At 68.6% G+C, this 26,517-nt stretch carries 19 protein-coding genes; 12 read left to right on the top strand and 7 right to left on the bottom strand.

Annotated features, from left to right (window positions below; genetic code table 11):
* Positions 1–310: 310 nt before the first annotated feature.
* Complete coding sequence (locus A3CQ_RS0104805; protein WP_020509778.1) at positions 311–547, top strand: alpha/beta fold hydrolase; 237 nt, start codon at positions 311–313, stop codon at positions 545–547.
* Here A3CQ_RS0104805 and A3CQ_RS51520 read toward each other — a convergent pair.
* Positions 544–4,761, bottom strand: a complete 4,218-nt coding sequence (locus A3CQ_RS51520; protein ID WP_169516251.1) for an Ig-like domain-containing protein — start codon at positions 4,759–4,761, stop codon at positions 544–546. The two genes, A3CQ_RS0104805 and A3CQ_RS51520, sit on opposite strands and share 4 nt — an antisense overlap.
* A 284-nt stretch (positions 4,762–5,045) precedes the next feature.
* Between A3CQ_RS51520 and A3CQ_RS0104795 the strand changes: the two genes are divergently transcribed.
* The 6 genes from A3CQ_RS0104795 to A3CQ_RS61990 all read left to right on the top strand — a co-directional run bounded on the left by A3CQ_RS0104795 (position 5,046) and on the right by A3CQ_RS61990 (position 10,835).
* On the top strand, positions 5,046–5,864 hold the full coding sequence (locus A3CQ_RS0104795) for an SAM-dependent methyltransferase (RefSeq protein WP_020509776.1): 819 nt from the start codon (positions 5,046–5,048) through the stop codon (positions 5,862–5,864).
* A 162-nt stretch (positions 5,865–6,026) separates the two neighbouring features.
* A complete protein-coding gene (locus tag A3CQ_RS0104790; protein ID WP_211216454.1) occupies positions 6,027–6,521 on the top strand; it encodes a pyridoxamine 5'-phosphate oxidase family protein in 495 nt (164 codons plus the stop codon).
* 142 nt (positions 6,522–6,663) lie between these two features.
* Positions 6,664–7,422: an SDR family oxidoreductase gene (locus A3CQ_RS0104785; protein WP_040431316.1), complete on the top strand. Its 759-nt coding sequence runs from the start codon at positions 6,664–6,666 to the stop codon at positions 7,420–7,422.
* A 78-nt stretch (positions 7,423–7,500) separates the two neighbouring features.
* Positions 7,501–8,529: an RNA polymerase subunit sigma-70 gene (locus A3CQ_RS0104780; RefSeq protein WP_020509773.1), complete on the top strand. Its 1,029-nt coding sequence runs from the start codon at positions 7,501–7,503 to the stop codon at positions 8,527–8,529.
* 371 nt (positions 8,530–8,900) lie between these two features.
* A complete protein-coding gene (locus tag A3CQ_RS0104775) occupies positions 8,901–10,361 on the top strand; it encodes an arabinofuranosidase catalytic domain-containing protein (protein ID WP_020509772.1) in 1,461 nt (486 codons plus the stop codon).
* 150 nt (positions 10,362–10,511) lie between these two features.
* Complete coding sequence (locus tag A3CQ_RS61990; protein ID WP_211216453.1) at positions 10,512–10,835, top strand: ricin-type beta-trefoil lectin domain protein; 324 nt, start codon at positions 10,512–10,514, stop codon at positions 10,833–10,835.
* Between the two features lie 53 nt (positions 10,836–10,888).
* On the opposite strand, the gene A3CQ_RS0104765 is transcribed toward A3CQ_RS61990, so the two are convergent.
* The 6 genes from A3CQ_RS0104765 to A3CQ_RS0104740 form a co-directional block, all read right to left on the bottom strand.
* Positions 10,889–13,279 carry an RICIN domain-containing protein gene (locus A3CQ_RS0104765; protein WP_020509770.1) on the bottom strand — a complete coding sequence of 797 codons (2,391 nt, stop codon included), beginning with the start codon at positions 13,277–13,279 and terminating at the stop codon, positions 10,889–10,891.
* Between the two features lie 44 nt (positions 13,280–13,323).
* Positions 13,324–15,123, bottom strand: a complete 1,800-nt coding sequence (locus A3CQ_RS0104760) for an RICIN domain-containing protein (RefSeq protein WP_026205308.1) — start codon at positions 15,121–15,123, stop codon at positions 13,324–13,326.
* 165 nt (positions 15,124–15,288) lie between these two features.
* Entirely contained in the window at positions 15,289–16,677 is a 1,389-nt protein-coding gene (locus A3CQ_RS0104755; protein WP_040431727.1) for a ricin-type beta-trefoil lectin domain protein, read from the bottom strand.
* A 549-nt stretch (positions 16,678–17,226) separates the two neighbouring features.
* Complete coding sequence (locus tag A3CQ_RS60485) at positions 17,227–17,424, bottom strand: hypothetical protein (RefSeq protein WP_157295286.1); 198 nt, start codon at positions 17,422–17,424, stop codon at positions 17,227–17,229.
* 503 nt (positions 17,425–17,927) lie between these two features.
* Entirely contained in the window at positions 17,928–18,680 is a 753-nt protein-coding gene (locus tag A3CQ_RS0104745) for a glycosyltransferase family 2 protein (protein WP_211216452.1), read from the bottom strand.
* Between the two features lie 44 nt (positions 18,681–18,724).
* Entirely contained in the window at positions 18,725–19,465 is a 741-nt protein-coding gene (locus tag A3CQ_RS0104740; RefSeq protein ID WP_211216451.1) for a class I SAM-dependent methyltransferase, read from the bottom strand.
* A gap of 266 nt (positions 19,466–19,731) precedes the next feature.
* Between A3CQ_RS0104740 and A3CQ_RS51515 the strand changes: the two genes are divergently transcribed.
* The 5 genes from A3CQ_RS51515 (at position 19,732) to A3CQ_RS0104715 (ending at position 26,512) form a co-directional block, all read left to right on the top strand.
* Positions 19,732–21,879: a hypothetical protein gene (locus A3CQ_RS51515; RefSeq protein ID WP_157295284.1), complete on the top strand. Its 2,148-nt coding sequence runs from the start codon at positions 19,732–19,734 to the stop codon at positions 21,877–21,879.
* Between the two features lie 13 nt (positions 21,880–21,892).
* Positions 21,893–22,396, top strand: a complete 504-nt coding sequence (locus A3CQ_RS0104730; RefSeq protein ID WP_020509763.1) for a GtrA family protein — start codon at positions 21,893–21,895, stop codon at positions 22,394–22,396.
* Between the two features lie 208 nt (positions 22,397–22,604).
* The gene (locus tag A3CQ_RS57080) at positions 22,605–24,335 is read left to right on the top strand and encodes a discoidin domain-containing protein (RefSeq protein WP_020509762.1); all 1,731 of its coding nucleotides are present in this window, start codon (positions 22,605–22,607) and stop codon (positions 24,333–24,335) included.
* A gap of 168 nt (positions 24,336–24,503) precedes the next feature.
* Entirely contained in the window at positions 24,504–25,280 is a 777-nt protein-coding gene (locus A3CQ_RS0104720; protein ID WP_245576989.1) for an alpha/beta fold hydrolase, read from the top strand.
* Positions 25,280–26,512, top strand: coding sequence for an MFS transporter (locus A3CQ_RS0104715; protein ID WP_020509760.1), 1,233 nt, complete (start codon positions 25,280–25,282; stop codon positions 26,510–26,512). The genes A3CQ_RS0104720 and A3CQ_RS0104715 overlap by 1 nt, the downstream gene beginning before the upstream one ends.
* Positions 26,513–26,517 lie beyond the last annotated feature (5 nt).

Genomic DNA, 26,517 nt, shown 5'->3' with positions numbered 1-26,517 from the left:
TGATCCTTGCGGACGGCAGGCCGCTGAGCTGGCATGAGTTCGGAGACCCGGCCGGATCCCCGGTCATCTACACGGCCGGGACGCCGGTATCGGGCCTGGGCGGAGCCTGCTACGACGAGACCGCACGGGCAGCCGGCCTGCGGTGGATCTCGCCGGACAAACCCGGCTACGGCGCCTCGGGTTACCAGCGGCGACGCAGCCTGGCCGGCTGGAGTGACGACCTCCGCGCGCTGGCTGGTCATCTCGGCCTGGACCGATTCGCGAGTTCGAAGCCGTCGCGGACGCGCTGCGGCAGGGTACCCGCGCCACGGTGCAGGAGCTCGCGCTGATCAAGCGCGGGTGGACGTTTCCGCTCAGCGAGGTCGCCACGCCGGTGCATCTGTGGCACGGCGCTCGCGACCGTAACGCGCCGATCGCCTTCGCCCGCCGGCTCGCGCAGGAACTACCGGACGCCACCCTGCACGTCAGTGAATCGTCGGGGCACGACGTCGGCGTCGATTGCAACGGCGAGGTCATGTCGGTGCTTGCCTCGTGGCGCACTCTTTAGTACGCGATGTGCAGGCCACTCACAGCGTGGACGTCAGTGAGCCCGCCGGTGGCACCGGAGAACCCGACCAGGCAGGCTGCCGGAATCCCGGCGACCGGGGTGGTGAACAACGCCGACCCGTCGATGGTTACCACGAGGTCGCCGCCGACAATGGCCACACTCACCTCGTGGGTTCCGGTGCGTAGGCCGGGTACCGCGGTGGAGGTGGTGACGAAGGTCGCGCCGGTGGCGACGCCGGTCTGGATGCCGGCGAAGTTGTTCGACGCGACGCCGCTCTGGGCGTGCGTGACGAAGGCGACCGCCACGCCGGTGAGCCCGGCAAAGCCCAGACCGGCGCCGTTGCGGCCGACCGAGGACGGGGCGTTCTGAGCCGGATCGAGCAGCATGAAGGTGAGGCCGTCCGCGCCGGTGCCGCCGCCGATCGCCATGGTGAAGTTCGCCTGTAGATGGGCGATCGGCACCGGCGTGGCGTAGATGGCCGTACCGGCTTGGCCGGCGACCGCGGAGGTCAACTGCACGATTCCGCCGGACAGCGTTGTCGAGCCGTTCAGCGACCAGCCGGTGCCGGGCACCGGCATGGCGGTGCGGCCGCTGACCACTCGGGCGTCGGTGATTCCGTGGACGTCGGTCAGGGTGCCGGTTCCGGCTGAGAAGCCGACGAGCGCGGTCGGCTTGAGCGCCGGAACCGCACTGCTGAGCACGTCCGTTCCGTCGATGGCGATGCTGATCGTGGTGCCGCTGACCGAGACCACCACGTCGTGGTTGCGCGCCCGCAGGTCCGGGACGTCGGTGGTGGACACCAGGAACGAAGCGGCGCCACCGGCCGTACTGGTCTCGATCCCGGCGAAGTTGTGCGAGTCGATGCCGCCCTGCGGGTAGGTCACGAACGACACGGCTACACCGGCCAACTCGGCGAACCCGAGGCCGCCGCCCACCCCTCCCACACTGGTCGGGCCCGCTTTTGCGGGATCCAGCAGGACGAGAGCGGCGCCGTCGGCGCCGGTTCCCCCGCCGATGGACAACGTGAAAGAGGCGGTCAATCCGTCGGTGGCGATGGGGTTGGTGTAAATGGCCGTGCCGGCCCGCGACGTCGCGGCCGGCGTGAGGACTACCTGGGATCCGGCGACGTCGGCCGAGCCGTTGAACCGCCAGCCGGTTCCCGGCGGCGGCAGCGGGGTTCCGCCGGAGCTGATCGAGACGTCATGCACCGCGTGCAGGTCGGTGGCGGTGCCGGTGCCGCCGGTGAACGCCGGCAGGACGGCCGGCGCGAGTCCGGGCACGTTGACCGACAGCCGCTGCGCACCGTCAAGGAAGACGGTGATCGTCGTGCCGGAGACGGTCACGGTGACGCCGTGCGGGCCGCTGCGGAGGTTCGGAATGTTCGTCGAGGTGGCGACATAGGTCAGCGCGCCGCCGCTGGCGCCGGTGCTGATGCCCACGAAGTTGTTCGACGGGTCCGCCCCGTTGCCGTACGTGTCGAGGGCGACGGCGACGCCCGGAAGGCCGGCGACGCCGAGGCCGCCACCGCCGCCGCCCAGACTGCGGCTGTTGTTGCCGGACGCGGAGAGCAGGGCGAAGGTCATGCCGTCACCGCCCGACCCGCCGCCGATCTGCGCGGTGAACGATGCGGTCAGGCCGTCGCTGGGCACGGGCGTCGAGTACACCGCGGATCCGGCCAGACCCGCCGCGTTCGGGGTGAGGACCACGTTGGTGCCGGAGATCTGGGCGGACCCGTTGACGAACCAGCCGCCCTGGGTGATCGGCGGCAACGGCGTTCCGCCGGGCAGGCCGGCGGCGGTGCCGGTGACCGGGACGTCGTGTGCCCCGTGGCCGTCGTCCGAGCTGATCACGTACGTGTTGCTGAAGCTCCCGGAGCTGGTCGGAGCGAACGTGACGTCGACCTGCGCGGTGTCCTCGGGGTTGAGGACCAGTCCCTCGGGCAACGGCGTGTTCACGACGAACGGCAGCGCGGGTGGCGCCGCCTTGGTGACGGTGACCGGAAGGTTGCCGGTGTTCGCCACGGCCAGCGTCTGGGTGGCGGATCCACCGACCGGCACGGCGCCGAAGCTGAGCGAATCCGGCGTGATGGAGAGTTGGGCGACGCCGATGGCGCCGGTGCCGGTCAGCAGTGCGGTGGCGTCGCCCTGCGGGCCGGTGACCGTGACCGACGACGTGTGGGTGCCGGGTGCTTCGGGCCGGTAGGTCACCGACACGCCGACGGACTGCCCAGGCCGCAGGACGGTGCCGACGGCGGGCAGCCCAGTGACGGTGAACGGCGCCGCCGGACCGACCGCCGCGGTGACGGTCTCGTCCGTCGTACCCGTGTTGCTGAAGTTGATTGTCAGGTATTTGTCGGTGCCCACGGCGATGTCGCCGAAGTCCAGGGTCGCCGGCGTCGCGGTCAGGCCGGGCTTGATGGCGTTGCCCTGCAGGCCGGCCCCGAGCGTCTGGCTGACGCCGGCCTCGATGATGGTGAACCGCAGCGCGCCGGTGAACGAGCCCGGCGAGGTGGGTGCGAACGAGACGGGAACGGAGATCGTCTGGCCGGCGGTCAGGGTGACCGGAAGCGCCGGTGCAGTCGCCCCGAACGGCGGGCCGGTCGTGCTGACGGCGGTGACGGTGACGGTGCGGGTGGCGGTCGCGGTCACCGTCGCGGCGCCGGTCTGCGAGACGAGCACGTCGCCGAAGGGCGTCTGTGTGGTTTGCAGCGCGGCGGTGGTGGGTTGCCCGAAGCCGTAGACGAACCCGTCGCGCGTCCCGGTATAGACGCGCCCATCGGCCGAGGCCGGCGTGGTGAACTTCGCGCCGGTGCCGATCGGGAAGGAGCGCAGCAGCGTGAGGTGACCGTTCGCCGGGACCGCGTCGTAGGCGCACAGCCGCCCGTTCGCGCCGGACGGCCCGTCCACATTGGTCGCCCACACCACGGCAGTGCCCGGCGTGGTGCCGTCCGAGGTGACAATCGGCGATCCGGAGCTGTAGCCGAAGCTTTCCGAGCTGTTCCCGGCGAGGGACAACGTCGGCCTGTTCGATCCGTCGACACCGTACTTGAAGGCCAGCATGCTGCCGCTGTTCTGCACGACGTACACGTAACCGCCCTCGCCGCCGTACGCCGCGGGGTGTCCCCAGACCCCCAGGTACGGGCCGACCACCCGGAGCACGTCGTCGCCGCCACCGGCCTTCTGGTTCTTCCCGCCGAGGCGGTCCCGGTCGAGAAGGAACAACCGGCCGTCCTTGCCGATCTGCACCATCAGGTTCGGCGTGGTCGCCGTGCCGAAGTACGGCGCGGGCAACGCGACCGGGCCGCCCGAGCCGAGGTCCTGGTCGTTGCGGTCGAGCTGGGCGGCGTTGGCCGGGCTGAAGAAGTCCTTCGCGGAGATCGTGCCGTCGGCCGCGACGCCGAGCCGGACGACGGACTCGGACAGCTGCTGTGGCGGGTTACCGCCGGGCCCGTCCGGAGCGGTCACACCGTTTCCGGTGGTCAGGAAAACACGGCCGGGACCGTCCGAGACCAGGCCACCGCCCGCCTGCCAGATACCGGCCCCGCTGCTGGTGGCACCGACCTCGTCGGACCACACGCTGATCGCCCGGGTGCCGGTGTTCACGCCGGCCACCCAGCCGACATAGTGGCCGTGGTCGCACATCGAGCCGAACGCCATGTAGACGCGGCCGTCCATCAGCAACAATCCGGGCCGCTGATTCACGTCGTACGGCTGGAACGGGTGAGCGGGGTCGTTGGAGGGCGTGCCGACGATCTTCACCGGCCAGCCGGCACGCTCCGCTCCGGATCCGACCTCGACCGCGTGGAGGTACCAGTTGGGATGCAGCACGTCCGGTCCGTCGTTGACCTTCGTGGTCAGGTAGACGTGGCCGGTCGCCGCGTCGTAGACGCCGGTGGCCGTGTTGCCGACGTTGGGTGCGATGTCCGCACAGCCGATCGCGCTGGCCGGCCAGGACGGTCCCAGGTTGCGCTGCCATCTCACTGCCCCGGTCACCGCGTCCAGGCCGTACACGTAGTTGTCCTCGGTACCGACGACGACGGTGCCGCCGATGACGAGCGGCTGCGCGAACACCTGGCCCTGAACCTTGGTCGCGAACAGTTGGCCGAAGATCGTGCTCGTGATCGTGCTCGGCGCGAGCGCAGGCTCACCCCGATCCCAGCCGGTACGCAGGTTGTCCTGCGAGGCGGTGATGACGTCGGCCAAGGCGGGCGTCACCGTCGGTGATCCATCGACGGTGACCACGGCGGCCGGCGCCGGCAAGGCGTACGCAGCCGGCCGGCTCGGAGTGGACGGCAACCACAGAGATCGAAGCCGTACGCGTTCTCCCACCGACGGGCCCGCATCCTAAGAGCGTAAGGGCTCATCCCCGGAGGGTCGATGGCGCCGGCCGGTCAGTCGCGTTCCGGACACGAGGCAGCGCAGTCGCACGCGCCATCGAAGTCGCCTAACGTCCCAATTCCGGGCTGCCGAGCGGGTCCGAAATGGACTAGGGTCGCGCCATGACGCAGCATCCGCGGTCTCGGGAAGAGCTTCTCGCCGAGTTGGACACCACCGCGCCGCATTCGGCGCGGGTCTGGAACTACTGGCTCGGCGGCAAGGACAACTTCGCCGTGGACCGGCAGGTCGGCGAGCAGGTTCTGCAGATGCTTCCCAGCATCGTCGAGCAGGCCCGCGCCGACCGGGCGTTCCTTGGCCGGGCCGTCAGCCATCTCGCGGGAGAGCGCGGGATCCGGCAGTTCCTCGATATCGGAACCGGCCTGCCGACCGCCGACAACACGCACGAGGTCGCCCAACGGGTGGCACCGTCATCGCGGATCGTCTACGTCGACAACGACCCTCTGGTTCTGGTGCACGCCCGCGCGCTGCTGACCAGCGCCCCGGACGGCGTCACCGACTATATTCAGGCCGACCTGGAGGACCCGGCGACGATCCTGCGTGAGGCGACCCGCACGCTGGACCTCAGTCAGCCGGTCGGACTGATGCTGATGGGCGTGCTACATCATGTCGCCGACACCGGTGAGGCGTACAAGATCGTCGACCGGCTGAAAGGCGCCTTGGCGCCGGGCAGCTACCTGGTGATCAACCACGCCACGAACGCGGTCTACGGCGAGGCCAGCGACGAGGGCGTACGCCACTGGAACCAGTTCGGCAAGCCGAAGATCACGCTGCGGTCACCGGACGAGATCGCCCGTTTCTTCGCCGGCTGGACGCTGCTCGAGCCCGGCTTGGTGTCCTGCTCGCGGTGGCGGCCGGGCGTGGTCGACGAGACCAGCGTGGAGGTCGACGAGTTCGGCGGTGTGGCCGTGCTGGGTGAGTGATTCCCGGTGATCGTTGCCTCCGGAGCCCGGAGGCAACGGCGCAAATATCGTCTCCCTAGTGGCAACTCTCTGGTTGCATTACTATGGCAACCGTGAGGTTGCTATGGGCGCGGCCGACCGGAGCCTCGCCGGGCACCTCCGCAACAAGAAGGGCCGCCCGCGATGACCACAACGATGAGTGCCGCGAAAATCGCCGAGGTGATGGCGATGCCGTACGCGAGGCAGTTGCTGGAATCCCGCATCCCCGCCCGCATCGCCTACGTCGGCCTCGACGGTGCGCCCCGCGTGGTCCCCGTGGGGTACGAGTGGGACGGCACCCACTTCGTGTTCGCCTCCGTCATGGGTTCGGCGAAGAACGACGCGCTGCGGGTCAACCCCCAGGTCGCGATCACCATCGACACCGAGGGCTATCCGCCGAAGGTGCTGCTGCTCCGCGGGACCGCGCGCGTGGAGATCGTCGACGGAATTCCTGACGTGTACGTCCGGGCGTCGACCAGGCGGCTGCCGGAAGACCAGCGGCAGGCGTGGGAATCCGGCGTCCGGGCGTTGTTCGATCAGATGGCGGTGATCACGATCGTGCCGACCTGGGCCAAGCTGCTGGACTTCGAGACCACGCTGCCCAGGGCGGTCGAGGACATCGTCCGCGGCCGCGGGTAACCGCCACCGCCGCCCCGCCCGATACGCGCGTGACGACCAGGAACTTGGTGACGCGCGTCATGCATTCCGGGGCTTCGCGACCGACAGATATCACCGCCCCTCCGGATCTCTACTTGTGTAACTCGATCAGAGGGAGACGGACATGCAGGGTTCGAGGCGGATTGAAGGATCAGTGGCGCTGGTGACCGGCGCCAACCGGGGCATCGGCCGGGCGCTCACCGAGGCACTCCTGGAACGAGGTGCTGCGAAGGTCTACGCCGCCGCTCGTGATCCGAGGACACTCGTGGCACTGGGTGACCGTCACGGTTCTCGCCTGGTCGCCCTGCGGCTGGATGTCACCGACGCCGGGCAGGTCGCCGGGGTGGCGAGCCGGGCCACCGACGTCGATCTGCTCATCAACAACGCGGGCGCGTTCGAGCCGACTTCGCTGACCGACGATGCCATCGTCGACGTCGCTCGCCGCGAGATGGAAGTCAATTACTTCGGTGTCCTGCGGGTGCTCGCGGGCTTCGCCGGCACGCTGGCGGGGCGCGGCGGCGTCATCGTCAACATCGGGTCGGCGGCCGGCCTCACGAACGTGCCCCTGCAGCCCACCTACAGCGCCTCCAAAGCGGCACAGCACTCGCTCACCCAGGCCGCACGAGCGCTGCTGGCTGGTCAGGGGGTGACCGTGCACGGCGTCTACCCCGGTCCGGTCGACACCGACATGACCAGGGATCTGCCGCCTCAGTTCCAGAAGACCGCACCCGACGAGGTCGCGAAGGCCATCCTCGACGGGGTTGAGGCGGGCGTGGACGACATCTTCCCCGATCCGTTCGCGGTGGCCCTCGGCGAGCAGTTCCACTCTTCGCCGAAGGCCGTGGAGCGGGAGATGGCGGCGCTGGTCGCCGTCTCGGCGTAACGGTTCGACAGCTTGCGGGGCCGCGGTCTCGGTGCCACGGCCCCGCTCGAGCCCCGCAAGGGCCGAAGGGACGCGTGGATGACCGATTCCCAGTTGCTCCGGCAAGCCGCCGCCGGCGGTGAGCGGGCGTACGCCGAGCTGGTCGAGCCGCATCGGAGGGCGCTGCGCGCGCATTGTTACCGGATGCTCGGATCGACGCAGGATGCCGAGGACGCCGTGCAGGAGACGCTGTTGCGGGCCTGGCGGAACCTGCCGTCGTTCGAGGGCCGTAGCTCGGTGCGAACCTGGCTGTACACGATCGCGACCAACGTCTGTCTACGGGCGGTCGAGCGCCGTCCGAGCCGCGTACTGCCGATCGACCACGGTCCGCCCGGCGATCCGCACCGGCCGCTAGGCGACCCCTGGCCCGGATCGACCTGGATCGAGCCGTACGCGGAAGAATTGCTTGATCTTGATCGCGATGCCGGCATCGCCGGCCCGGAGGCGCGATACGAGCAGCGGGAAAGCGTCGAGCTCGCGTTCATCGCCGCGCTGCAGCACCTGCCGCCCCGCCAGCGGGCGGTTCTGATCCTCCGCGACGTGCTCGGCTTCTCCGGCACCGAGGTGGCCACGGCGCTGCGAACGACGCCGACCTCGGTTTACGCCGCTCTGCGTCGCGCCCACGAAACCGTCGGTGACCGCCTCCCCGTCCGCAGCCAGCAGGCGACCCTCAGAGCGCTCGGCGACGACCGGCTGCGCGAGATCGTCAGCCGGTACGTCGAAGCATGGGAGCGCCACGACATCGGCGCCATCGCGGCCATGCTGACCGACGAGGCGACTATCGCGATGCCGCCGACCCCGACGTGGTATCGAGGGGTCGACGCCATCGCGGCGTTCCTGCGCGCGAGGCCGCTGAGCGGCTCGCTGAGGTGGCGACTGACGCCCACCTTCGCCAACGGCCAACTCGCCGCCCGGGCTCACCTCTGGGATCCGCCGACCCACAGCTTCCGGCCGCATCACACCGCCGTGCTCACCCTGCGCGGCGAGCTGATCGATGAGATCTACACCTTCCTCGAACCGTGGGCGCTGTCGCAGGACATCCCGACGTGTGACCCGAGCCGGAAATGATAACGCTAACAACATTCGCTTCGGAGGTTGCCGGAGCGTTTCAACACACTCGGGCCTAGGAATTAAGCGCGCGAATCGCCCGGTTGCCGCCCATGCGCTTCCGGTGGCCGGCCCATCCGGCCGGGCGAAGACCGCCGCTCCGCGGTTCTGCCGTCCGGTGCCGCCGTTGTCTTCCATGGTGACTGTCAGTGTGGCGACTTCGATGAGCAGCTCCTGATTACGCAATTTCAGCGCCGACCTCACGGGGTTTTCACGCGCTCGTCAGCGGTGAGACCCGCCATTGACGGCTCGTTAATGGCGGCGTAACAATCGACTCTCCTGGATCGTTAACGTTCACATCGCCGCTCCGTCCACCGCTCTGTGAGGTTCCCATGGCCATCATCGTCTCGCGCCGTAGAAGAAGGGCGCTGCTGACCGCGGCCGGCGCCGCGGCCCTGCTCGGCGCCGTACTCGCCACGACGGCCCCCGCCCAGGCCGCGACCACTGGGCCCTGCGACATCTACGCCTCCGGCGGCACGCCCTGCGTCGCCGCGCACAGCACGACCCGAGCCCTGTTCGGCGCCTACACGGGGCCGCTCTATCAGGTGCGCCGGGCCTCGGACAACACGTATCGCAGCATCGCGCCGCTGGGCGCGGGCGGCTACGCCGACTCGGCCAGTCAGGACTCGTTCTGCGCCGGCACCACCTGCCTGATCACCCGGATCTACGACCAGACCGGCCGGGGCAACGACCTCACCCAGGCGCCGGGCGGCGGCGCGGCGGGCGGCCCGGACAACCTGGCGAACGCCACCGCCGCCCCGATCACCATCAACGGGAACAAGGCCTACGGCGTCTACGTGGCGGCCGGCACGGGCTACCGCAACAACAGCACCAACGGCATTGCCACGGGCGATCAGCCGGAGGGCATGTACGCCATCTTCGACGGCACGCACTACAACGGTGGCTGCTGCTTCGATTACGGAAACGCCGAGACCAGCAGCAACGACACGGGCAACGGTCACATGGAGGCCATCTACTTCGGCAACATCAGGGTGTGGGGCTACGGCACGGGCAACGGGCCGTGGGTCATGGCCGATCTGGAGAACGGCCTGTTCTCAGGTGTCAACGCGGGCTACAACGCGAACGACCCGTCGGTCAACTACCGGTTCCTGACCGCCATCGTGAAGGGTCAGCCCAATCAGTGGGCCATCCGGGCCGGCAACGCACAGTCCGGCGGCCTGTCCACCTTCTACAGCGGTGCGCGGCCCAACGTGTCCGGTTACAACCCCATGCACAAGGAGGGCGCCATCATCCTGGGCATCGGCGGGGACAACAGCAAGGGCTCCGCGGGCACCTTCTACGAGGGCGTGATGACCTCGGGTTACCCGACGGACGCCACGGAGAACGCTGTGCAGGCCAACATCGTGGCAGCCGGTTACGGCGCGTCGAACGGCGGCGGCACCGGTAGCGGCAAGGAAATCGTCGGTGGGCAGTCCGGTCGCTGCGTTGACGTGCCGAACGCCTCGACCACCAACGGCACACAGATGCAGCTGTACGACTGCTGGGGCGGCACCGGTCAGCTCTGGACGGCCACCTCGAGCAAGCAGCTCACCGTGTACGGCAACAAGTGCCTGGACGCGAACGGCAAGGGCACGACCAACGGAACGGCGGTCATCATCTACGACTGCAACGGACAGACTAACCAGCAGTGGAATGTGAACTCCAACGGCACGATCACTGGCGTGCAGTCGGGGCTGTGCCTGGATGCGAACGGCGCGGCCACGGCCAACGGCACGAAGCTGATTCTCTGGTCCTGCAACGGCCAATCGAACCAGCAGTGGAGCCTGCGATAGCCGGCCGATGAGTCAGGTGCCGGGGTCTGGAAGAGGCCCCGGCACCGGGAGCGACCGACGTGGTAGCCGTCAGCGTCTGCGCCATTGTGTTGGAGCTCCTCCCCGAGCTCCGCGACGCAGTTCCTGCCCTTGGGCAACGGCTCGTTGGGCGTGGCCGAATGGGCCGCCAACGGCTTCACAGCGCAGCTCAATCGCAGCGACACGATGCCGAACCGGCTTTCGCCCGACCAGCTGAACATCGGTGGCCTGCCGGCGATGACGTCGGCCTCGAATTTCGCGAATCCCGGCAGCCGGGTGGTCGCGAACCTGAACCTGGGGAGCGGCCGCTCCCCGACGGCCTCGGCCTCGGGTGCGGTCACCGGAACGCAGTCGCACCTGTGCCTGGACGCCACCGGAAACGGGACAGCGAACGGGACACTCGTCGAGTTGTGGGCCGGTAGCGGTGGAAGCAATCAGAAATGGACCCGCGGCTGAAGATGCTCGGCGACGCTCCGGCCCGGGTCCGCTCGACCCGGGCCGGAAGCTCGTCAGCTACGAGCCCATTTTTGGTTGTTGCCGCCGTTGCACGTCCAGAGATCGATGAGCGTTCCGTTCCCGGTGCCGTTCCCTGTCGCGTCGAGGCACAGGTGGGATTGGGCCCCCGTGATCGTGCCGTCGGAGTTGACAGTCCACTGCTGATTGGCCTGCCCGTTGCAGTCCCAGATGACCACGGCAGTGCCGTTGGTCGTGCCCTGCCCGGAGGCGTCCAGGCACTTGGTGCCGTACACCTGGAGCTGGCCGGACGAGGTCAGCGTCCACTGCTGGTTGGATCCGCCGTTGCAGTCCCACAGCTCGGTCTGGGTGCCGTTGGTTTGCGACGCGTTCGGGACGTCCAGACAGCGGCCTGCGTTGACGTTACGCAGCGTCGAGGCGGACCCGCCCGTGCCGCCACCCGTACCGGCGACGACCTTGAGGTTGTCGAACTGGGCGGTTTCGCTGCGGCTGGTTCCGATGCCGGCCTGCCCGGCGGCGAAGGTGCTGTCGGTGACCGAGCCGACCGTCGTGCCGTCGATGACCGCGGTGATCGTGCTGCCGGAGAAGGCGAGCGCGAGGGTGTGCCACCGGCCGGTTCCCAGCGCGGTGGTGTTGCCGCTGCGCAGGGTGGTCATCTGGGCGCTGGTGTTGTTGCGCAGGATCGACCAGGCGCCGGTGTCGCTGACCCGTAGGTAATAGGCGTTCTGGCCGTTGGTGTCGGTGGTGTTCTGAGAGCCGGCGCGGCCGAGCAACTCGGCGTAACCGGACTGTTCGAGCAGGACGTCGGACGAGACGGTGTAGTTGTTCCAGCTCACGTTGCCGAGCACCGCGTAGGGGTCGGCGGCGGTCTTCCAGACGATCGGCACCTGGGTGGTCTCCTGGCGTACGCACATGCCGGACCGGCCGCCACCGCACGAGACTGTTTCGAACGCTCCCTGCATGTCCATCAGGTACTTGGCTTCCTTGCCCGCCGCGTACTGGTCGAAGTTGTCGGTGTACGGGAGGCTCAGCGAACCCTGGGCCGGTGGGGTGGCCGAGCCCTTGCCCTGGCCGGTCGTAGTGGTGACGGTATAGACGTACCCGGGCTGCACGGTCAGGCTGAACCCACCGCCGGACGGCGTGATGTCCGCGGTGTGGGCCAGGTAGTCGGCCGGATTGCTGGAGTTCAGGTTCGTCGCCCAGACGTGCACCTGTCCGGTGGAGAGCCCGCCGGTGACGGCGAAGTTCAGCGTCTGGGCGGCGCCGGCGTCCATGGTCTCGATGACGGTGCTGAAGTCCGAGCTGCTCGGCGAACGCAGCGAGACGTAGCTGCCGTTGCTCCGGTTGCCGCCGATGTAGCCGCTGGCGGAGTCCAGGTACCTCCAGCCGGGCGAGGTGAACTGGGTGGTCTGGGCAACGGCCCAGGCTTCCTTGCCCACGCCGTACCAGCCCGACCATGGCTGGTTGGCCAGTATCAGGCCGACGGTCGACCACGGAACGTTCGGGGTGACCGCCGCGATCAGGTCCCAGTTGAGGTAGGCGGTCATCCGGCCGTCGATGTAACCCCGGTTGATGCCGCGGGCGAGCGGCTTGGCGCCGTCGTTGTAGTCCTGCGATCCGTTCTCGCTGGCCCAGAGGGTCTTTCCGGTGCTGGTGGCGGTGGATGAGACGGTGCAGGTGGACTCGGCGCTGAGGTAGCCGCACGGGTAGTGACCGCCGATGACGTCGACGACGCCACGCAAGGTCGCGTTGCTTGCCACCGTGTTCGCCGGGTTCCAGCTTCCCGGATAGTCGTCTCCGAAGATGATCTTCACGCCCTGGTAACCGTTGGCGTTGAGGGCGCTGCGGAGGCTGATGGTCCAGTTGGCGTCGGTTCTTTTCTCGTTCTGGGCGGCGGTGAGGTAATCGATGGCCAGGTTGTGCTGCTTGGCGCAACCCAGCCAATCCATGAGGTAGTTGATGGTGTCGGTGGACATGAAGTTGCCGTTGCCCAGCCATCCGGGCGCGCCCCAGGCCAGCGCGACCAGCTTGATCCCGGAATTGCGGGCCTTCGCCTGCTCCATGATCCACCACTCGTAGCCGCGATTGCAGTTGAGGTCACCGCGGACGTGTTCGTGGCTGGGCTCGGCACCGCTGGTCGAGTTGGTGTCGCCGCCGATCTCGACCTTGAGAACCTGCAGGGCAGCTCCGTAGCCGGGCTTGAAGAGGTAGTCCAAGATCTGGGTGCGCTGCGGCTCGGGGTAGTCGATCAGGAGTCGGCTGTTGCCGCCACCGCCGCTGACGGCGCCGACCCCGTCGAAGGTCTGGCCGGAGGAGTTGCCGTTGATCGTGATGGAACTGGCGGCTTCGGACGGCCCGGCGGTCGCGGCGGCGAGACCGGCGGCGGCGAGGACCGTCGCGGCGAGCGCCGCGGCTGCCGTACGCATGCGCCGAAATGGTGGAGATTTCCACATGGGTCGGGGGTCCCTTCTCATGACCGCGTGCTCCACTGCTGGTTGGAGCCACCGTTGCAGGCCCACAGGATCAGCTTCGTGCCGTTGGCCGTTGCGGCGCCGTTGGCGTCCAGGCACAGGCCCGACTGCACGCCGGTGATAGTGCCGTTGGAGGTGAGATTCCACTGCTGATTGGTCTGCCCGTTGCAGTCCCAAATGATCACCGCGGTGCCGTTGGCGGTGCCGTTGCCGTTGGCGTCGAGGCACTTGCTGCCGTACACCTGCAGTTGCTTGCTCGAGGTGTAGGTCCAGCGCTGGTTCGACCCGCCCGAGCAGTCGTACAGCTGGGTCTGCGCTCCGTTGGTGGTTGTGCCGTTGGGCACGTCGACGCATCGGCCGGACTGGCCGCCGACGAGTTCCACTCCTTGCTGACCGCCGGAGGAGGCGGGGGTCAGGTAGACCGCGAAGGCGTCATGCGATGCCTGGAAGGTGATCGGCACGTTGATGGCGCCGCCGGAGATGGTCATCGTCTGGTTGAGAACCACCTGCGGCGTGCTCAGCGTTGCCTGGTCCGGTATGCGCTCGACCATCACGTTGACGCTGCCGTTGCCGCCCAGCCAGCTGTAGGACGACACCCCTTTGAAGGCGACCGATGCGCTGCCGGTGTATCCGTTGCTGTCGCCGATGATGGCCACGGCCCGGCGGTTGGCGCTGTCGATCGAGGCGGAGATCGCGGTGCTGCCGACCTGGCCGGACGTGTTGACCAGGGTGCCGGTCATGTCGGCGTACGCGCGCATCGCCCACCAGTTGCCGCTGGTGGTCCAGTTGCCGTTGCTCTGGGTCAGGATCCCGGTGAGGTTGGGAGTCATGCAGCACACCCAGTTTCCCCGCATCGCGTTGGTGTAACCGGACTGCGCGAACCGGGCCAGATACCAGGCGGTCACCCCGGCCGTCTGCCGGTCGGCGGGCTGATACTCGTTGGCCGACAGCGGCCGGGCCGAGATCCCCGCGGCCGACAGCTGGCTGTTGAGTGCCTGCGACACCGTGACCGGATCGTCGACGTCGCCCTCATCGTGATTGGTGATCCAGTCCGGCACGGTTCCCGCGGACTTGACGTGGGTCAGGAACGTGCTCCACTGCGCCGGCCTGCTTTGCGGGGTGTAGGCGAACGACGGGCCGACGATCTGCGCGCTCGGCGCCACCTTGCGGAGTTCCCGGTACGCGGTGTCCCACATCTGGAAGTACTGGGTGCTGTTCACCCCGGCCTTCCAGAAGACGGAGATATCCGGCTCGTTGTCGATGTCGTACGCGAAGGGCAGTCCGCTGGCTTGCAGGGCGGTGACGGTGGAGTCGATGAACGTGGCCCAATTGGTGCAGTTGCCGTTGTCACAGGGATAGACGGTGTTCGAAGGCTGGCCGGCGTTGAGGCCGTACAGGTCGCTGAGCAGCACCTGGTACTGGGGATGAGCTCCGACCTGGGTCAACCGCCGGGCCTGAGCGATGATCGAGGTGATATCGGCCTGGGTGGCGGAGCCGAACTGGTAGTTGTCCTTGATCCAGCCGCCCGAGAACCAACCGCCACCTCGGAAAGCGTTGAGCCTCAACGGCTGGATGAACTGGTCCGCCGGCAGCGTCGCGTCCTGGTTTATCCCGTACAGGACACCTTCACCGACCAGCGTGGAAGTGCCACGGCTGGACGCCAGGTCGACGCTCAGCGCCTCGCTGGCGGCCGCCTGGCTCTCTCCCGCCACGGTAAGCGGGACAGCGGCCGCGAGGACCATGCCGATCGCGATCGAGGCTCTTGCGGCAAGCCGGCCGAGTTTTCCTTTTCTCTGCATCGAAGTCTCCGGTGGGCGAGTCGATGATGGGGGACGAGGGTGTTGCGGGGACCCGAATGCGCTTCGGGTCAGGGCACCGGGGATCGCCGGGCGAGCCGGCGGCTCGCCCGGGGGAGGACGGACGGGGTCAGTCGACGAGCTTCGGCTTCGGAGAAACCTGGCCGATCACTGTCGGGTCCACTTCTGGTTCGCGCCTCCGTTGCAGGTCCACAGCTGGACCTTGGTGCCGTTCGCGGTGGCGTTCGCGTTGACGTCGAGGCAAAGTCGGGATTGAACGCCGACGATGGTGCCGTCGGAGGACAACATCCACTTCTGGTAGGCACCCCCGTTGCAGTCCCCGATCTCCACGGCAGTGCCGGCCGACGTGCTCTGCCCCCGCGCCTGCAGGCACTTGCTGCCGAAGACGCGAAGTTCGCCGGCGGGGTTGGGTGCGAAGTGCTGCCACGCGCCGCCGTTGCAATCCCAGATCTCCGCGGGGGTGCCGTTTGTCGAGACGCCTCCGGTGATGTCCAGGCATCGGCCGGACTGGTTGCCGGTGAGCCGGGAATAGGCCGGCAGTGTGAACGCCCCGGTCGAAGTGTCCAGCCCCCATGACGGGAACCAGCTCATGGCCGCGGTGCCGCTGCTGGTCAGCGTGATGGGCAGCCAGACCGGCAACGAGGAGTACAGATCCCCGGAGTTCCAGCGGTCGCCGACATAGACGTAGTTGGTTCCGGCACTGCCGCTGATCGGCAGCAGGAACGACGTCTGTGAGTCGTAGGTGCGCGTACCGGACGGCGCGAAGTTGGTAAATGCGCTCCATGGCCCGGCCGGCGAGGTGGCCGTGGCGTAGACGTTGTCGTTGGTGCCCCAGCCGGTCAGGTGTGAGGTGAGCAGGAAGTAGCGACCACCCACCTTCGCCATCGCCGGAGCTTCCAGGGACGGAAAGGTGGCGACCGTGCTTTGCGCGCTGGTGTAGTCGGCGGACAGGCGCTCGATACGCATGCCGGCGGCCGGATCCTCGTGGATCATGTACGCGGTGCCGTCATCGTCCTTGAACAGCCCAAGGTCCCGGCTGGGGTGGCCGAGCGGCCGGGTCGCGCCGAGATACGTGTACGGCCCGCAGGGCGTGTCGCCGACCGCTACACCAGCGCGCTGATCGTTGTACGAGGTGTTGTCGATGTGCATCCACATCACGTACTTGCCGGTGGTGCTGTTGTAGATCACCTTGGGGCGTTCCACGATCCGTCCGGGCCCGAGGTCGCCACTGGCCTGCCTGGACAGTGCGTTGGCCTGTCTGGTCCAGTGCACCAGATCGGTGGATGAGTAGCACGCCACCGCGGTGAAGGTGGAGCCGGCGATCTTGTCCTCGCCCACCATGTAGTAGGTGGAGCCCACCCTGAAAATGCCGGCGCCGTGCGCCTGCAGCCGGTTGCCGGCCGTGTCGGTCCACATGGTGGCCGGGACGACGGTCGCGGTGGCGGCTTCCGCCGCGCCGGGAAAGACCAGCAACGCCAGCACGACGGCCACCGTCGCCGCGAGCGCGCGCCGCAGACGGGAGTGCGTTCTGACCATGAATGCCTCCTGAATGAGAGCCAGGGCCGCGGTCGACGCGGCCACGAGAGCCTTCGTGAGGCACCGGGGAAGCGGTGCGGGGGACGGCGAGGAATCGGTTCGACGGCGAAGCTGCCCGTAATACGCCTGCAACATAGGTCGCACGTGTGATGATGTCAAGCGATGGACGCCGATGCTCTGGCGAGGCCGCCGATCACTCCGGCTGTCCCGGAAAAACGTGCTCTAGCTGCGAATTCTGGCTGCCGCATTCCGCCCGACGGCAGTTGCCGGTGGAAAGCCCGCGAGATTCGCCTCTCGCGCGGCCTCGTCTTTCGGTCCAGCGTGCCGACCGGACCCATCAAGCCAGCGGCGTCGCGTGAGCGAATCGGTTCGATTCCCAACGGCACCTTGGCCGGCGCAGGCGGCGAGACGTCGGAGCTAGCTCGGTCGCGCGGATGCGGGCGGCTGCCGCTTCGCCTCGTAGATCGCGATGTTGGCGAACCCGGCCTTGGGCGCGGTGTTGTGTGCGGGCAACGCGCTGGGAGACTTCTCGAGCACCAGGATCCAGCTCTACGCAAGCCGCGACGGCAGGGTCACCTGGGAGTTTCTGAGCACGGTCGCGGAGGGCGGCGCGACCCGAACTACGGCCAGAAGCTTGCCCATCAGACCAGCCGGGACCTGCGGACAGGGATACCTACCCTCGGCCGCACCGACCGTGTCGGGGACGATCGTGGTCACGGCGAACAGCGACCAGGACTTCTTCGTCAACCGTCACCCTCGGTGACCCCGGCAAGTGGACGCGTGTGCCTTCGGCGATCCCGGGAGGCTACAGCCGGTTCACGATCCCCCTCGCGTGTACGGGTTCGTGGCGGCAATCCGGCCTCGTCTTCGTGATTACCGGGCCGTACTACGCCGAAGACGGTCCGATTCAAGCCGGCGTGGTTCAGCTGCCCTGAGCGCCGGTCACGTCACCCGATGCCTGCGGGGGTCGGGTAAACCCGTTGCTGCGGGCGTTTCGGAGTCGGCGTGCGGCGTTCAAGCAGCTGCTGGAAGCTCAGCTCCCGGGACCGAAGCCGCTCCTCGCCCGCCTCCGCCCTAGGGTGACGCTGACGCCCGGCGTGCACTCGTCCGCGGAATGACAGCCGACGATCCCGGCGGCCAGTCCGCCTACATCAATGACTCGCTCGGACTCCGCCGACGCCCAGCTCGTACTGGACGCTGTCGGCGCCGGCGTCCCCCGTCGAATTCCATCCCCGCATGTGTGAGCCCGGCTAGCTACCGACCTTCACGCGCGGGCTGGCCCCGCCGAGCCGGTACCCCCGCCGGATCCGCCGCCGGCCGAGCCACATCCGGAGCACCAGTCCGATCATCTCGAAACCGAGCTTGACCGTCTTGCCGAAGTCGCCGGTGACCGACGAGACGCCGATCCGTTCCTGGTAGTTGACGGGGACCTGGACGAGTTTGGTCCGCATGATGACAGCCAGCAGCAACATCTCGAGGCCGTACGCCGACCCGTCCAGCCGGGACTTGTCGAGGATCATGTCCGCCTGCTCCCGGCCCATGATCCGGAAGGTGCAGCCGACGTCGCTCAGGTACGAGGTGTTGTACAGCACCTCGACCATCTTGGCGACGGCCCAGTTCCCCCACTGGAGGAACCAGCCCATGTTGGCGCCCTCCCAGACGAAGTTGGAGACCGTCCGGGACCCGATCACGTAGTCGCACTCGGGCAGGAACGCGAGCAGTTTGTGCAGGTCGGCGGGCTTGAACGTGCCGTCCGGCTCACAGATCGCGATGAGGTCGGTGTTCGCCTCGCGCAGCCCTCGCTTGATCGCCGCACCGTAGCCCTGTCGCGTCTCGATGACCTCTCGCGCCACGGTCTTGGCGACCTCGGCGGACGTGCCCTCGGCGGCGTTGTTGTTGACCACGATGATCTCGTCGACGAGTCCCAGGGCAGCGAACTGGTTGACGACCTCGGCGATGCTGTCCTTCTCGTTGTACGTCGGGAGTACGACCGACAGCGACATGCCGTTCCACATCGAGGTTTACCTCCGTTGGATAATTTGACTGACTAGCGTGCCGCGACGAGCAGCATCTGACCGGCGAACGGCTTGACGGGCGATCGCAGGTACCACGGGACGAGGAACGTGAGCTTGGAGCCGCGGGACTTCATGGTGAGCGGCAGGAAGCGCGGCAACACCTGCTCGACCGTGAAGCCCTCGGAGACCAGATAGTCCCGGAGTGACTGATCGGTGAAGATCGCGACGTGGGTGAAGTCGTCGAAGTACCGACCCGGGTTCAGCCGGAAGTTGGGCTGCAGGAGCATCAGCCGGCCGCCCGGGCGCAACACTCGGCGGGCCTCGGCGAGAAGCCGGGACGCGACCGGGCGTTCCAGGTGCTCCAGGAGGTTCGACGCGAAGACGACGTCGAAGCTGCCGTTCTCGAACTGGCTGAGATCCGTGCAGTCACCGACCACGGGGGTCACATGGCCCGCCGCGGCGCGCTTGACCGTCGCGTCAAGATCCATCGCCACGACGCGCCGCGCCGCCACGTTGTTGGCGAAGTCGCACCACCCGGCTCCGAGCTCGAGGACCTCGGCGTCCGGAGCTATCCAGCGCGCGAAGTATTCGCACAGGTGTTTCCACACCTTTGCCCGGTTCTCGTCGTGGGGGAGCCTGGTCTCGAAGTAGCGGTTGACGTAAACGCCGGCGTCGGCGCTGTCGTCGCCCTCGAGTCCGGTTCTGACCGGAATGTCGGTCGATTTGGGGTCGGTGTGCGGCACGAGCACGAACAATAGCGTCTCGTCCTGCACTCTTGAAGGCAACGGGTGGGAAATCTTGGCGGGCACGGGTACGGATAATCCGTCGTGAGCTGTCTATACTCCGTCCGGTCCCGAGCCAGCCCGAGGTAGGAGCGTGTGTGGCACAGCCCAAGGTTGACGCCGAGGTGTCAACGACTCCCGCGCCGCCGGTAAGCGCTGCCCCGACGACAAGGTCCTCGGTAGTCCCGCGGACCCTCGGTGCCGCAGTCGCGTTGCTCTTGGTCGCCGGGCTGCTGGCGTGCTCGGTGGTGGGTGAGATGCCCCTGCCGCACGCACTCGTGGCGACTCTCGTCGTGCTCGTGACGCAGGTGCTGCCGGGTGCGCTGGCATGGCGGGCGGTGCGGCCGCGGCACGGCTGGCTTCTCGAGGACCTGGCCATGGGCTTCGCGGTCGGTTCAATTTTCGCCATCGGGGCTCAGGTCGTGGCCGGGCTCACCGCCCAGCGGTGGATCGCATTCAGCCCGGTCGCCGTCGCGGTGGTCCTCGTTCTCGTGCCGGGAACGCGAAACCGGCTGCGCACCGCGCGAACCCGTCCGCTGCCGTGGTGGTGGGCGTCCTCGGTCGCCTTGATCTCCCTGGTCACGCTCCCCCAGCTGCGCTCCTACTTCCACGCCGTCCCGTTGAGCTGGCAGTCCGGCTCGCGAGTGGTGGACGTCGACGCGTACCTTCATCTGGCGCTCGCCGGTCAGCTTGCCCACCGCGGGCCTACGACCTTCCCCTGGGTCCAGAGCGAATCCCTGGCCTACCACTGGTTCAGCCATGCGTGGGTGGCTCAGGTCTCGGTGGCGTCCGGCGTCCCGCTCGACGAGGTGCTGTTCCGATTCATGGCGGTCCTCATGCCGATCGTGGTGGTGTTCGCGATCGCGACGGCCGCCGTGCGTTTGACCGGCCGCGCATGGACCGGCCCGGTCGCGGGTCTGCTGGCCTTCGCCGGCGGCGATCTCAATCTGCTCGGCCGCGTCTCGATCGGGTCACCGGTCGCGCCGCTGTCGCCGAGCCTCGGACTCGCGATCCCCATGGTGGTGGCCGCCGCCGTCGTCCTCGCACTTCGATGGAACAAATCGATGTCCGGCGCCGGTGGCCTGCTCCTGCTGGTCGTGCTCTGCCTAGGTGCGTCCGGTACGAAGGGGTCGACACTTCCGCTTCTCGTCGCCGGACTCGGCCTCGCGCTGGCCGCGATGCTTGTCTTCAACCGGTCCCGGGTCATGTCCGTCGCCGGCGACCTCGCCGTGGTGGCCGGCTGCCTGATCTTCGCGCTCATTGTCGTGTACCACGGCTCGGGCGCGGGCCTGCACTTCAGCCCGTCGGACGCCGCCGATCAGACCCCGGTGGCGGGATGGCTCGGGGCGCCGGACACGACGTTCCGCATAGCTCTGGTCCTGGCGATCGCCGCGGCCGGAGTCCTCGCCCGCGGCGCCGCGGGTTTCGTTCTGCCGTTTGCCCGCACCGGGCGCCTCAGCCCGACCTCGTGGCTGCTGATCGGTGGAGGTGTGGCGGGGGCCGTGGCGGTCGCGGCATTCGGACATCCGGGACGGAGCCAGTGGTACTTCGCGAGGACGGCCATTCCGCTGCTCGTCCTCGGCTCGGCGATGGGCCTGGCCGCCATGGTCAGCGTGCTCGGTCCGCGGCGTTTCGCGCGAGCATTGATCGTGAGCGTCCCCGCCGGCGTCGCGCTCGTCTGGCTCGGACCCGCCGTCGTGGGACCCCTGCGGTCAGGTGGGTGGACCGTGGCCGAGTCCATGATCGCCATCGGTCTGGTTGTGCTGGCCGCCGCCGGCGCGGTGTGGACCAGTGGGCGGGTGAACCGGCTCCGGCTGGCCGGCGCCGCGATGGTGCTGACCGTGCTGGCCGGCGGAGTGCTGTCATCGGTCTGGGGCATCCTGTTCCCGCCCGGGCAGACGCCGATCTCGCAGATCACTCAATCGACCTCCTCGGCCAAGCCGTTGCCGGCCGTGCCGGTCACCCGTCACCTGGCGACAAGCCGCGGGCAGATCGACGCGGCCCGGTGGATCCGCGACCACTCCGACGTCCACGACCTGGTCATGACGAACCGCCATTGCACGACGCCGATGGAGCCGGTCCATTGCGACAGCCGTCGCTGGACGGTCGCGGCCTTCACCGAGCGGCAGGTCCTGGTCGAGGGATGGACCGCCACGCCGATGTCGGCGAAGCTCGGGCCCAAGGGCCGGGACTCCATCACCATCAATTACTGGAAGCCGGACCTGCTACGACTGAACGACGGCTTCATCGCCAATCCCACCGAGAGCGCGGCTCAGGAGTTGCGGCGACTGGGCGTGCGGTGGATCTTCGTCGATCACACCCGGCCGTACGCGCCGACGCTCGAGCCGTATGCAACGCTTCGACACCAGACTCCAGGCGTGGACGTCTACGAATTCACGGGGTAACGGAGGAACGAGGGTGGCTCTGCTCCGCCGCTGGTACGACGGGCTGCGTCGGCACAGCCTGCGCTTGACCAAGTACGGGATCGTCGGGATCGTCGGCTTCGTGGCCGATGTGGGCGGTTTCAACCTGCTCCGCTTCGCCGGAGGACACGGCCCGCTCTACGACATGCCGCTGGCCGCGAAGGCCATCTCCACCGGCATGGGTGTCGTCGTGGCCTGGCTCGGTCACCGCTACTGGACGTTCCGGGAGAACCGGCGCTTCGCGGTTCACCGCGAGTTCGTCGTGTTCGTCGTGGTGTCGCTGATCGGCCTGGGGATCTCGTTGGCGCCGCTCGCGGTCTCGCACTATGCCCTGGACCTGCGCAGCCCGCTGGCGGACAACATCTCCGCCAACATCATCGGCCTGGGCCTCGGGACCGCCTTCCGCTACTGGGCCATGCACACCCGGGTGTTCACCGAGGTGCGCCCCACCCCACCGGCGACCTCGTCACTTCCGGCCGCCGACGCCGCCGTCCGCTGATCCGGCTCGGCCCACCACCATCGACGACCCCCTCCAGGTTCCGGAACAGTTCCGGAACCGTGGAGGCCCGTCGATGCCTTGACAGCGCGAGGGGCATGAGCCGAGCCTGAGAAAGCGCTCTCTCGAGCGTGCTCGTCGACACCCGGCCACATCCCCGGTACCACCGGCCGGTCCACCGTCATCCCCTTTCCCCTGGACTGGTGAACGCATGTCGATCACACCCCGGCTCAAGGCCGGGCTGGTCGCGCTGACCCTCGGCGTCGCCGCGACCGCCCAGCTGACATCCAGTACCGCGGCCGTCGCCGCGGTGCCCGCCGCCCCGGCCGGCTTCACGCTGACCTGGGCCGACGACTTCAACGGGGCCGCCAACACCGGCCTCAACACCGACGTCTGGCGCTATGACGCCGGCGCGGGCGCCAACTTCGGCACCGGCGAGGTCGAGACCACCACGACCAGCACCGCGAACGTCTATCAGGACGGCGCGGGCCATCTGGTCCTCAAGGCGCTGCACACCGGCTCCGACCCGGTCGCCGGCTGGACCTCGGGCCGGGTCGAGACGCAGGCCGACGGCTGGGGCGCGCCGGCCGGGGGAGTGGTCCGGATCGAGTCGTCGCTCAAGCAGCCCGACGTGAACACCGGCAACGGCCTCGGCTACTGGCCGGCGTACTGGATGGTCGGCTCGCCCTTGCGGATCGGCATCCCGTGGCCCGGCTCGGGCGAGATCGACGTGATGGAGAACATCAACGGGCACGACTCGCTCTTCGCGACGCTGCACTGCGGCACGCTGCCGACCGGACCGTGCAACGAATACACCGGCATCGGCAGTGGCGAGCGGGCCTGCGCGGGTTGCAAGACCGGCTACCACAAGTACGCGGTCGAGATCGACCGGTCGGTGTCGCCGGAGCAGATCCGCTACTACTTCGACAACACCAACATCTTCACGATCAACTCGACCCAGGTCGACGCCACCACCTGGAACAACGCCGTGCACCACAACTTCACGCCGATCTACGACCTGGCGATCGGCGGGCAGTTCCCGGCGGCGTTCGGCGGCGGGCCCACCGCGGCGACCGTCTCCGGCGCGCACCTCGACATCGACTACCTCGCCGTCTACAACAAGCCGCCGTCCGCGCAGTCGACCTGGGGCACCAACGTCGCGGCGGGCAAGACGGCCACGGCCTCGTCCAGCGAGAGCGCGCTGTTCGGTCCCGGCAACGTGACCGATTCCGACCCCACGACGCGGTGGTCGAGCGCGTTCAGCGACCCGCAGTGGGTGCAGGTCGACCTCGGCGCGACCTACGACCTCAACCACGTCAGCCTGAACTGGGAGTCGGCCGCCGCGTCGGCCTATCAGATCCAAACCTCCACCAACGGTACGACGTGGAGCACGGTCGCCACGAAGACCGGCGGCACGAGCGAGCACGTGGACTTCGCGGTCTCCGGCGCCGCCCGTTACGTCCGGGTCAACGGCACGGCCCGGCAGTCGGCGTGGGGCTATTCGCTGTACGACCTGAAGGTGTGGAGCACCGGTGGCACCAGCACGCCGCCCACCGCCACCCTGCTGTCCCAGGGACACCCGGCCACCGCCTCGTCCACCGAGAACGCCGCCTTCACCGCGCCCAACGCCGTCGACGGCAACACCGGGACGCGCTGGTCGAGCGCGTTCAGCGACCCGCAGTGGGTGCAGGTCGACCTCGGCGCCACGCACACCATCAGCCAGGTGACGCTGAACTGGGAGGCCGCCTACGCGACGGCGTACCAGATCCAGACCTCGGCCAACGGCACCACGTGGACGACGATCTACTCGACCACGGCCGGAACCGGCGGCGTGCAGACGCTCAACGTCACCGGCTCCGGCCGCTACGTGCGAGTGAACGGCACCGCCCGGGCCACCCAGTACGGCTACTCGCTCTGGGAGTTCGGGGTGTACGGCACCTGACGCCAGATCCGGACGGTGACGGCCGGCAAGGGTCGCTGCCCGCCAGTGTCGTCACCGTCCGGGCCGACTTCCCGAAAACTGAATTCGGCCATTCACAGATTGTCCCGTGGTCGTCCTTAGGTTCAGCCGCACGCTGTCGGAGACGAACCTGAGGACACGATCATGACGATGACCCGCCGAACCTTGCTGGCCGGAACTGCCGGAGCCGCCACCGGCGCCGTGCTGGCGGAACCCGCCGCGCTGGCACACCGCCGACCGGCCCCGACCGTGGTGCTCGTGCACGGCGCGTTCGCCGATGCCTCCGGCTGGTACGAGGTGGCGGCCGAGCTGACCCGCGCCGGTTACCCGGTGATCGCTCCGCCGAACCCGTTGCGCGGTGTCGCCGCCGATGCCGCGTACCTCGCCAGCATCCTCGCCACCCTGAGCGGCCCGCTGGTTCTCGTCGCGCACTCGTACGGCGGCATGGTTGTCTCGAATGCCGCGACGGGCAACGCCAACGTGAAGGCGCTGGTCTATGTGGCGGCGTTCGCGCCCGACGAGGGCGACACCGTCCCCGGCCTGCAGTACCGCTTCCCGGGAAGCAGGGTCACCCCGGACGCGCTCGACTTCCGCCCGCACCCGACGGGCGCCGACGCATACATCAAGAAAGACCTTTTCCGGTACGCCTTCGCGGGCGACCTGCCGAGGGAGAAGGCATCCCTGATGTGGGCCGGTCAGCGGCCGCTGAACGCGAGCACGTTCGAGGAGCCGTCCGGGGTTCCGGCCTGGCGGACGATCCCGTCCTGGTATCTCGCCGCCCGTAACGACCAGGTGATTCCCGTTGCGGCGCAACGGTTCATGGCACAACGCGCCGGGTCGCGCGTCGTCGAGGTCGCCGCCTCGCACGTGGCGATGATGTCGCAGCCCGCCGCGACGGCCGACGTCATCAAACGCGCCGCTCGCTGATGCACGGGCTCGCGTACCGCAGCCAGTGCCTCGCGGAGGAGAAGCGGCACATCGCCGCGACCACCCGCGTCCGCAACCCGAAACGGACGCTGTTCGCGCTGGCGCTGGGTACCTTCGCGATCGGCACCGGCGAGTTCGGCAGCAACGGCATCATCCAGCTGTTCGCCGCCGATCTCGGCGTGACGATCTCGGTCGCGACCCACGCGATCACGGCGTACGCGGTCGGTGTCATGATCGGTTCCCCGGCGATCGTGGTGCTCGCGGCCCGGATCAACCGGCGAACGTTGCTGTTGGGCCTGATCGTGCTGTTTCTTGTCGGCAACGGGCTGTCCGCGATGGCGCCGGACATCACCGCACTCGTCGTCTTCCGGTTCCTCACCGGCTCCGTGCAGGGCGCGTTCTTCGGCGCGGGCGCGGTCGTCGCCGCGTACGTGTACGGCCCGGGCCAGGGTGGACGGGCGTTCGCCACCGTGATGAGCGGCCTCACCGTCGCCGCGATCGCCGGATCGCCGCTGGGCACGCTCGTCGGCCAGAACGCCGGCTGGCGGGTCCTGTTCTGGGTCGTCGCCGGCCTCGGCCTGCTCGCCGGCGCCGCGCTGCTGGCCTGGCTGCCCCGCACCGGCGACCTCCGGGGACGCTCCGTCGCCAACGAGGTCGGCGCGCTGCGTCGGGGCGGTGTCTGGTTGATCGTCGCCGTTGCGGCGCTCGGCATCTCCAGCATCTTCGCCGTGTACACGTTCATCGGTCCGTTCGTCACCGACGCGGCGCGGCGGGACGCCACGCTCATTCCGGTGGCGCTCGCCGTCTTCGGGATCGGTATGGCCGTGGGCAACCAGGTGGGCGGAAGCTTCGCCGACCGGTACGAGCACCGCGGACTGGTCCTGGGCTACGGCGGCGCACTGATCTTCCTCGTGCTGATCGGCGTGGGCGGTAGCAACGTCGCCGTCCTGCTGCCGTGCCTGTTCGGTGTCGGGGCGACCATGATGGCGGCGATCCCGACCATTCAGGTCCGACTGACCCGGGCGGCTCCCGGAGCACCGACCCTCACCGGCGCGCTCAACCTGGCCGCCCTGAACCTGGCGAACGCGCTCGGCGCGATCGGCGGCGCCGCCACCCTCGACGCCGGGTGGGGGACCCTCTCCACCGTCTGGGCGGGTTTCGCCATGACCGCCGCCGGTCTGCTCCTGTACCTCGTGACCGTCGCGAGAAGGAAGCCGGTGGGCGTGAGATGACGGCG

Source organism: Paractinoplanes globisporus DSM 43857, from assembly GCF_000379645.1.
GTDB classification, from domain to species: Bacteria; Actinomycetota; Actinomycetes; order Mycobacteriales; family Micromonosporaceae; genus Actinoplanes; species Actinoplanes globisporus.
The sequence above is the reverse complement of the archived record's forward strand: the minus strand, read 5'-3'. Positions and strand labels throughout refer to the sequence as shown.

Bases quoted from the DNA above. Each gene is read 5' to 3' on its own strand.
- A3CQ_RS0104795 (WP_020509776.1), top strand. From the start codon at position 5,046: ATGACGCAGCATCCGCGGTCTCGGGAAGAGCTTCTCGCCGAGTTGGAC.
- A3CQ_RS0104790 (WP_211216454.1), top strand. From the start codon at position 6,027: ATGACCACAACGATGAGTGCCGCGAAAATCGCCGAGGTGATGGCGATG.
- A3CQ_RS0104785 (WP_040431316.1), top strand. From the start codon at position 6,664: ATGCAGGGTTCGAGGCGGATTGAAGGATCAGTGGCGCTGGTGACCGGC.
- A3CQ_RS0104780 (WP_020509773.1), top strand. From the start codon at position 7,501: ATGACCGATTCCCAGTTGCTCCGGCAAGCCGCCGCCGGCGGTGAGCGG.
- A3CQ_RS0104775 (WP_020509772.1), top strand. From the start codon at position 8,901: ATGGCCATCATCGTCTCGCGCCGTAGAAGAAGGGCGCTGCTGACCGCG.
- A3CQ_RS0104765 (WP_020509770.1), bottom strand. From the start codon at position 13,279: ATGCGTACGGCAGCCGCGGCGCTCGCCGCGACGGTCCTCGCCGCCGCC.
- A3CQ_RS0104760 (WP_026205308.1), bottom strand. From the start codon at position 15,123: ATGCAGAGAAAAGGAAAACTCGGCCGGCTTGCCGCAAGAGCCTCGATC.
- A3CQ_RS0104755 (WP_040431727.1), bottom strand. From the start codon at position 16,677: ATGGTCAGAACGCACTCCCGTCTGCGGCGCGCGCTCGCGGCGACGGTG.
- A3CQ_RS0104745 (WP_211216452.1), bottom strand. From the start codon at position 18,680: ATGTCGCTGTCGGTCGTACTCCCGACGTACAACGAGAAGGACAGCATC.
- A3CQ_RS51515 (WP_157295284.1), top strand. From the start codon at position 19,732: ATGCCCCTGCCGCACGCACTCGTGGCGACTCTCGTCGTGCTCGTGACG.
- A3CQ_RS57080 (WP_020509762.1), top strand. From the start codon at position 22,605: ATGTCGATCACACCCCGGCTCAAGGCCGGGCTGGTCGCGCTGACCCTC.
- A3CQ_RS0104720 (WP_245576989.1), top strand. From the start codon at position 24,504: ATGACCCGCCGAACCTTGCTGGCCGGAACTGCCGGAGCCGCCACCGGC.
- A3CQ_RS0104715 (WP_020509760.1), top strand. From the start codon at position 25,280: ATGCACGGGCTCGCGTACCGCAGCCAGTGCCTCGCGGAGGAGAAGCGG.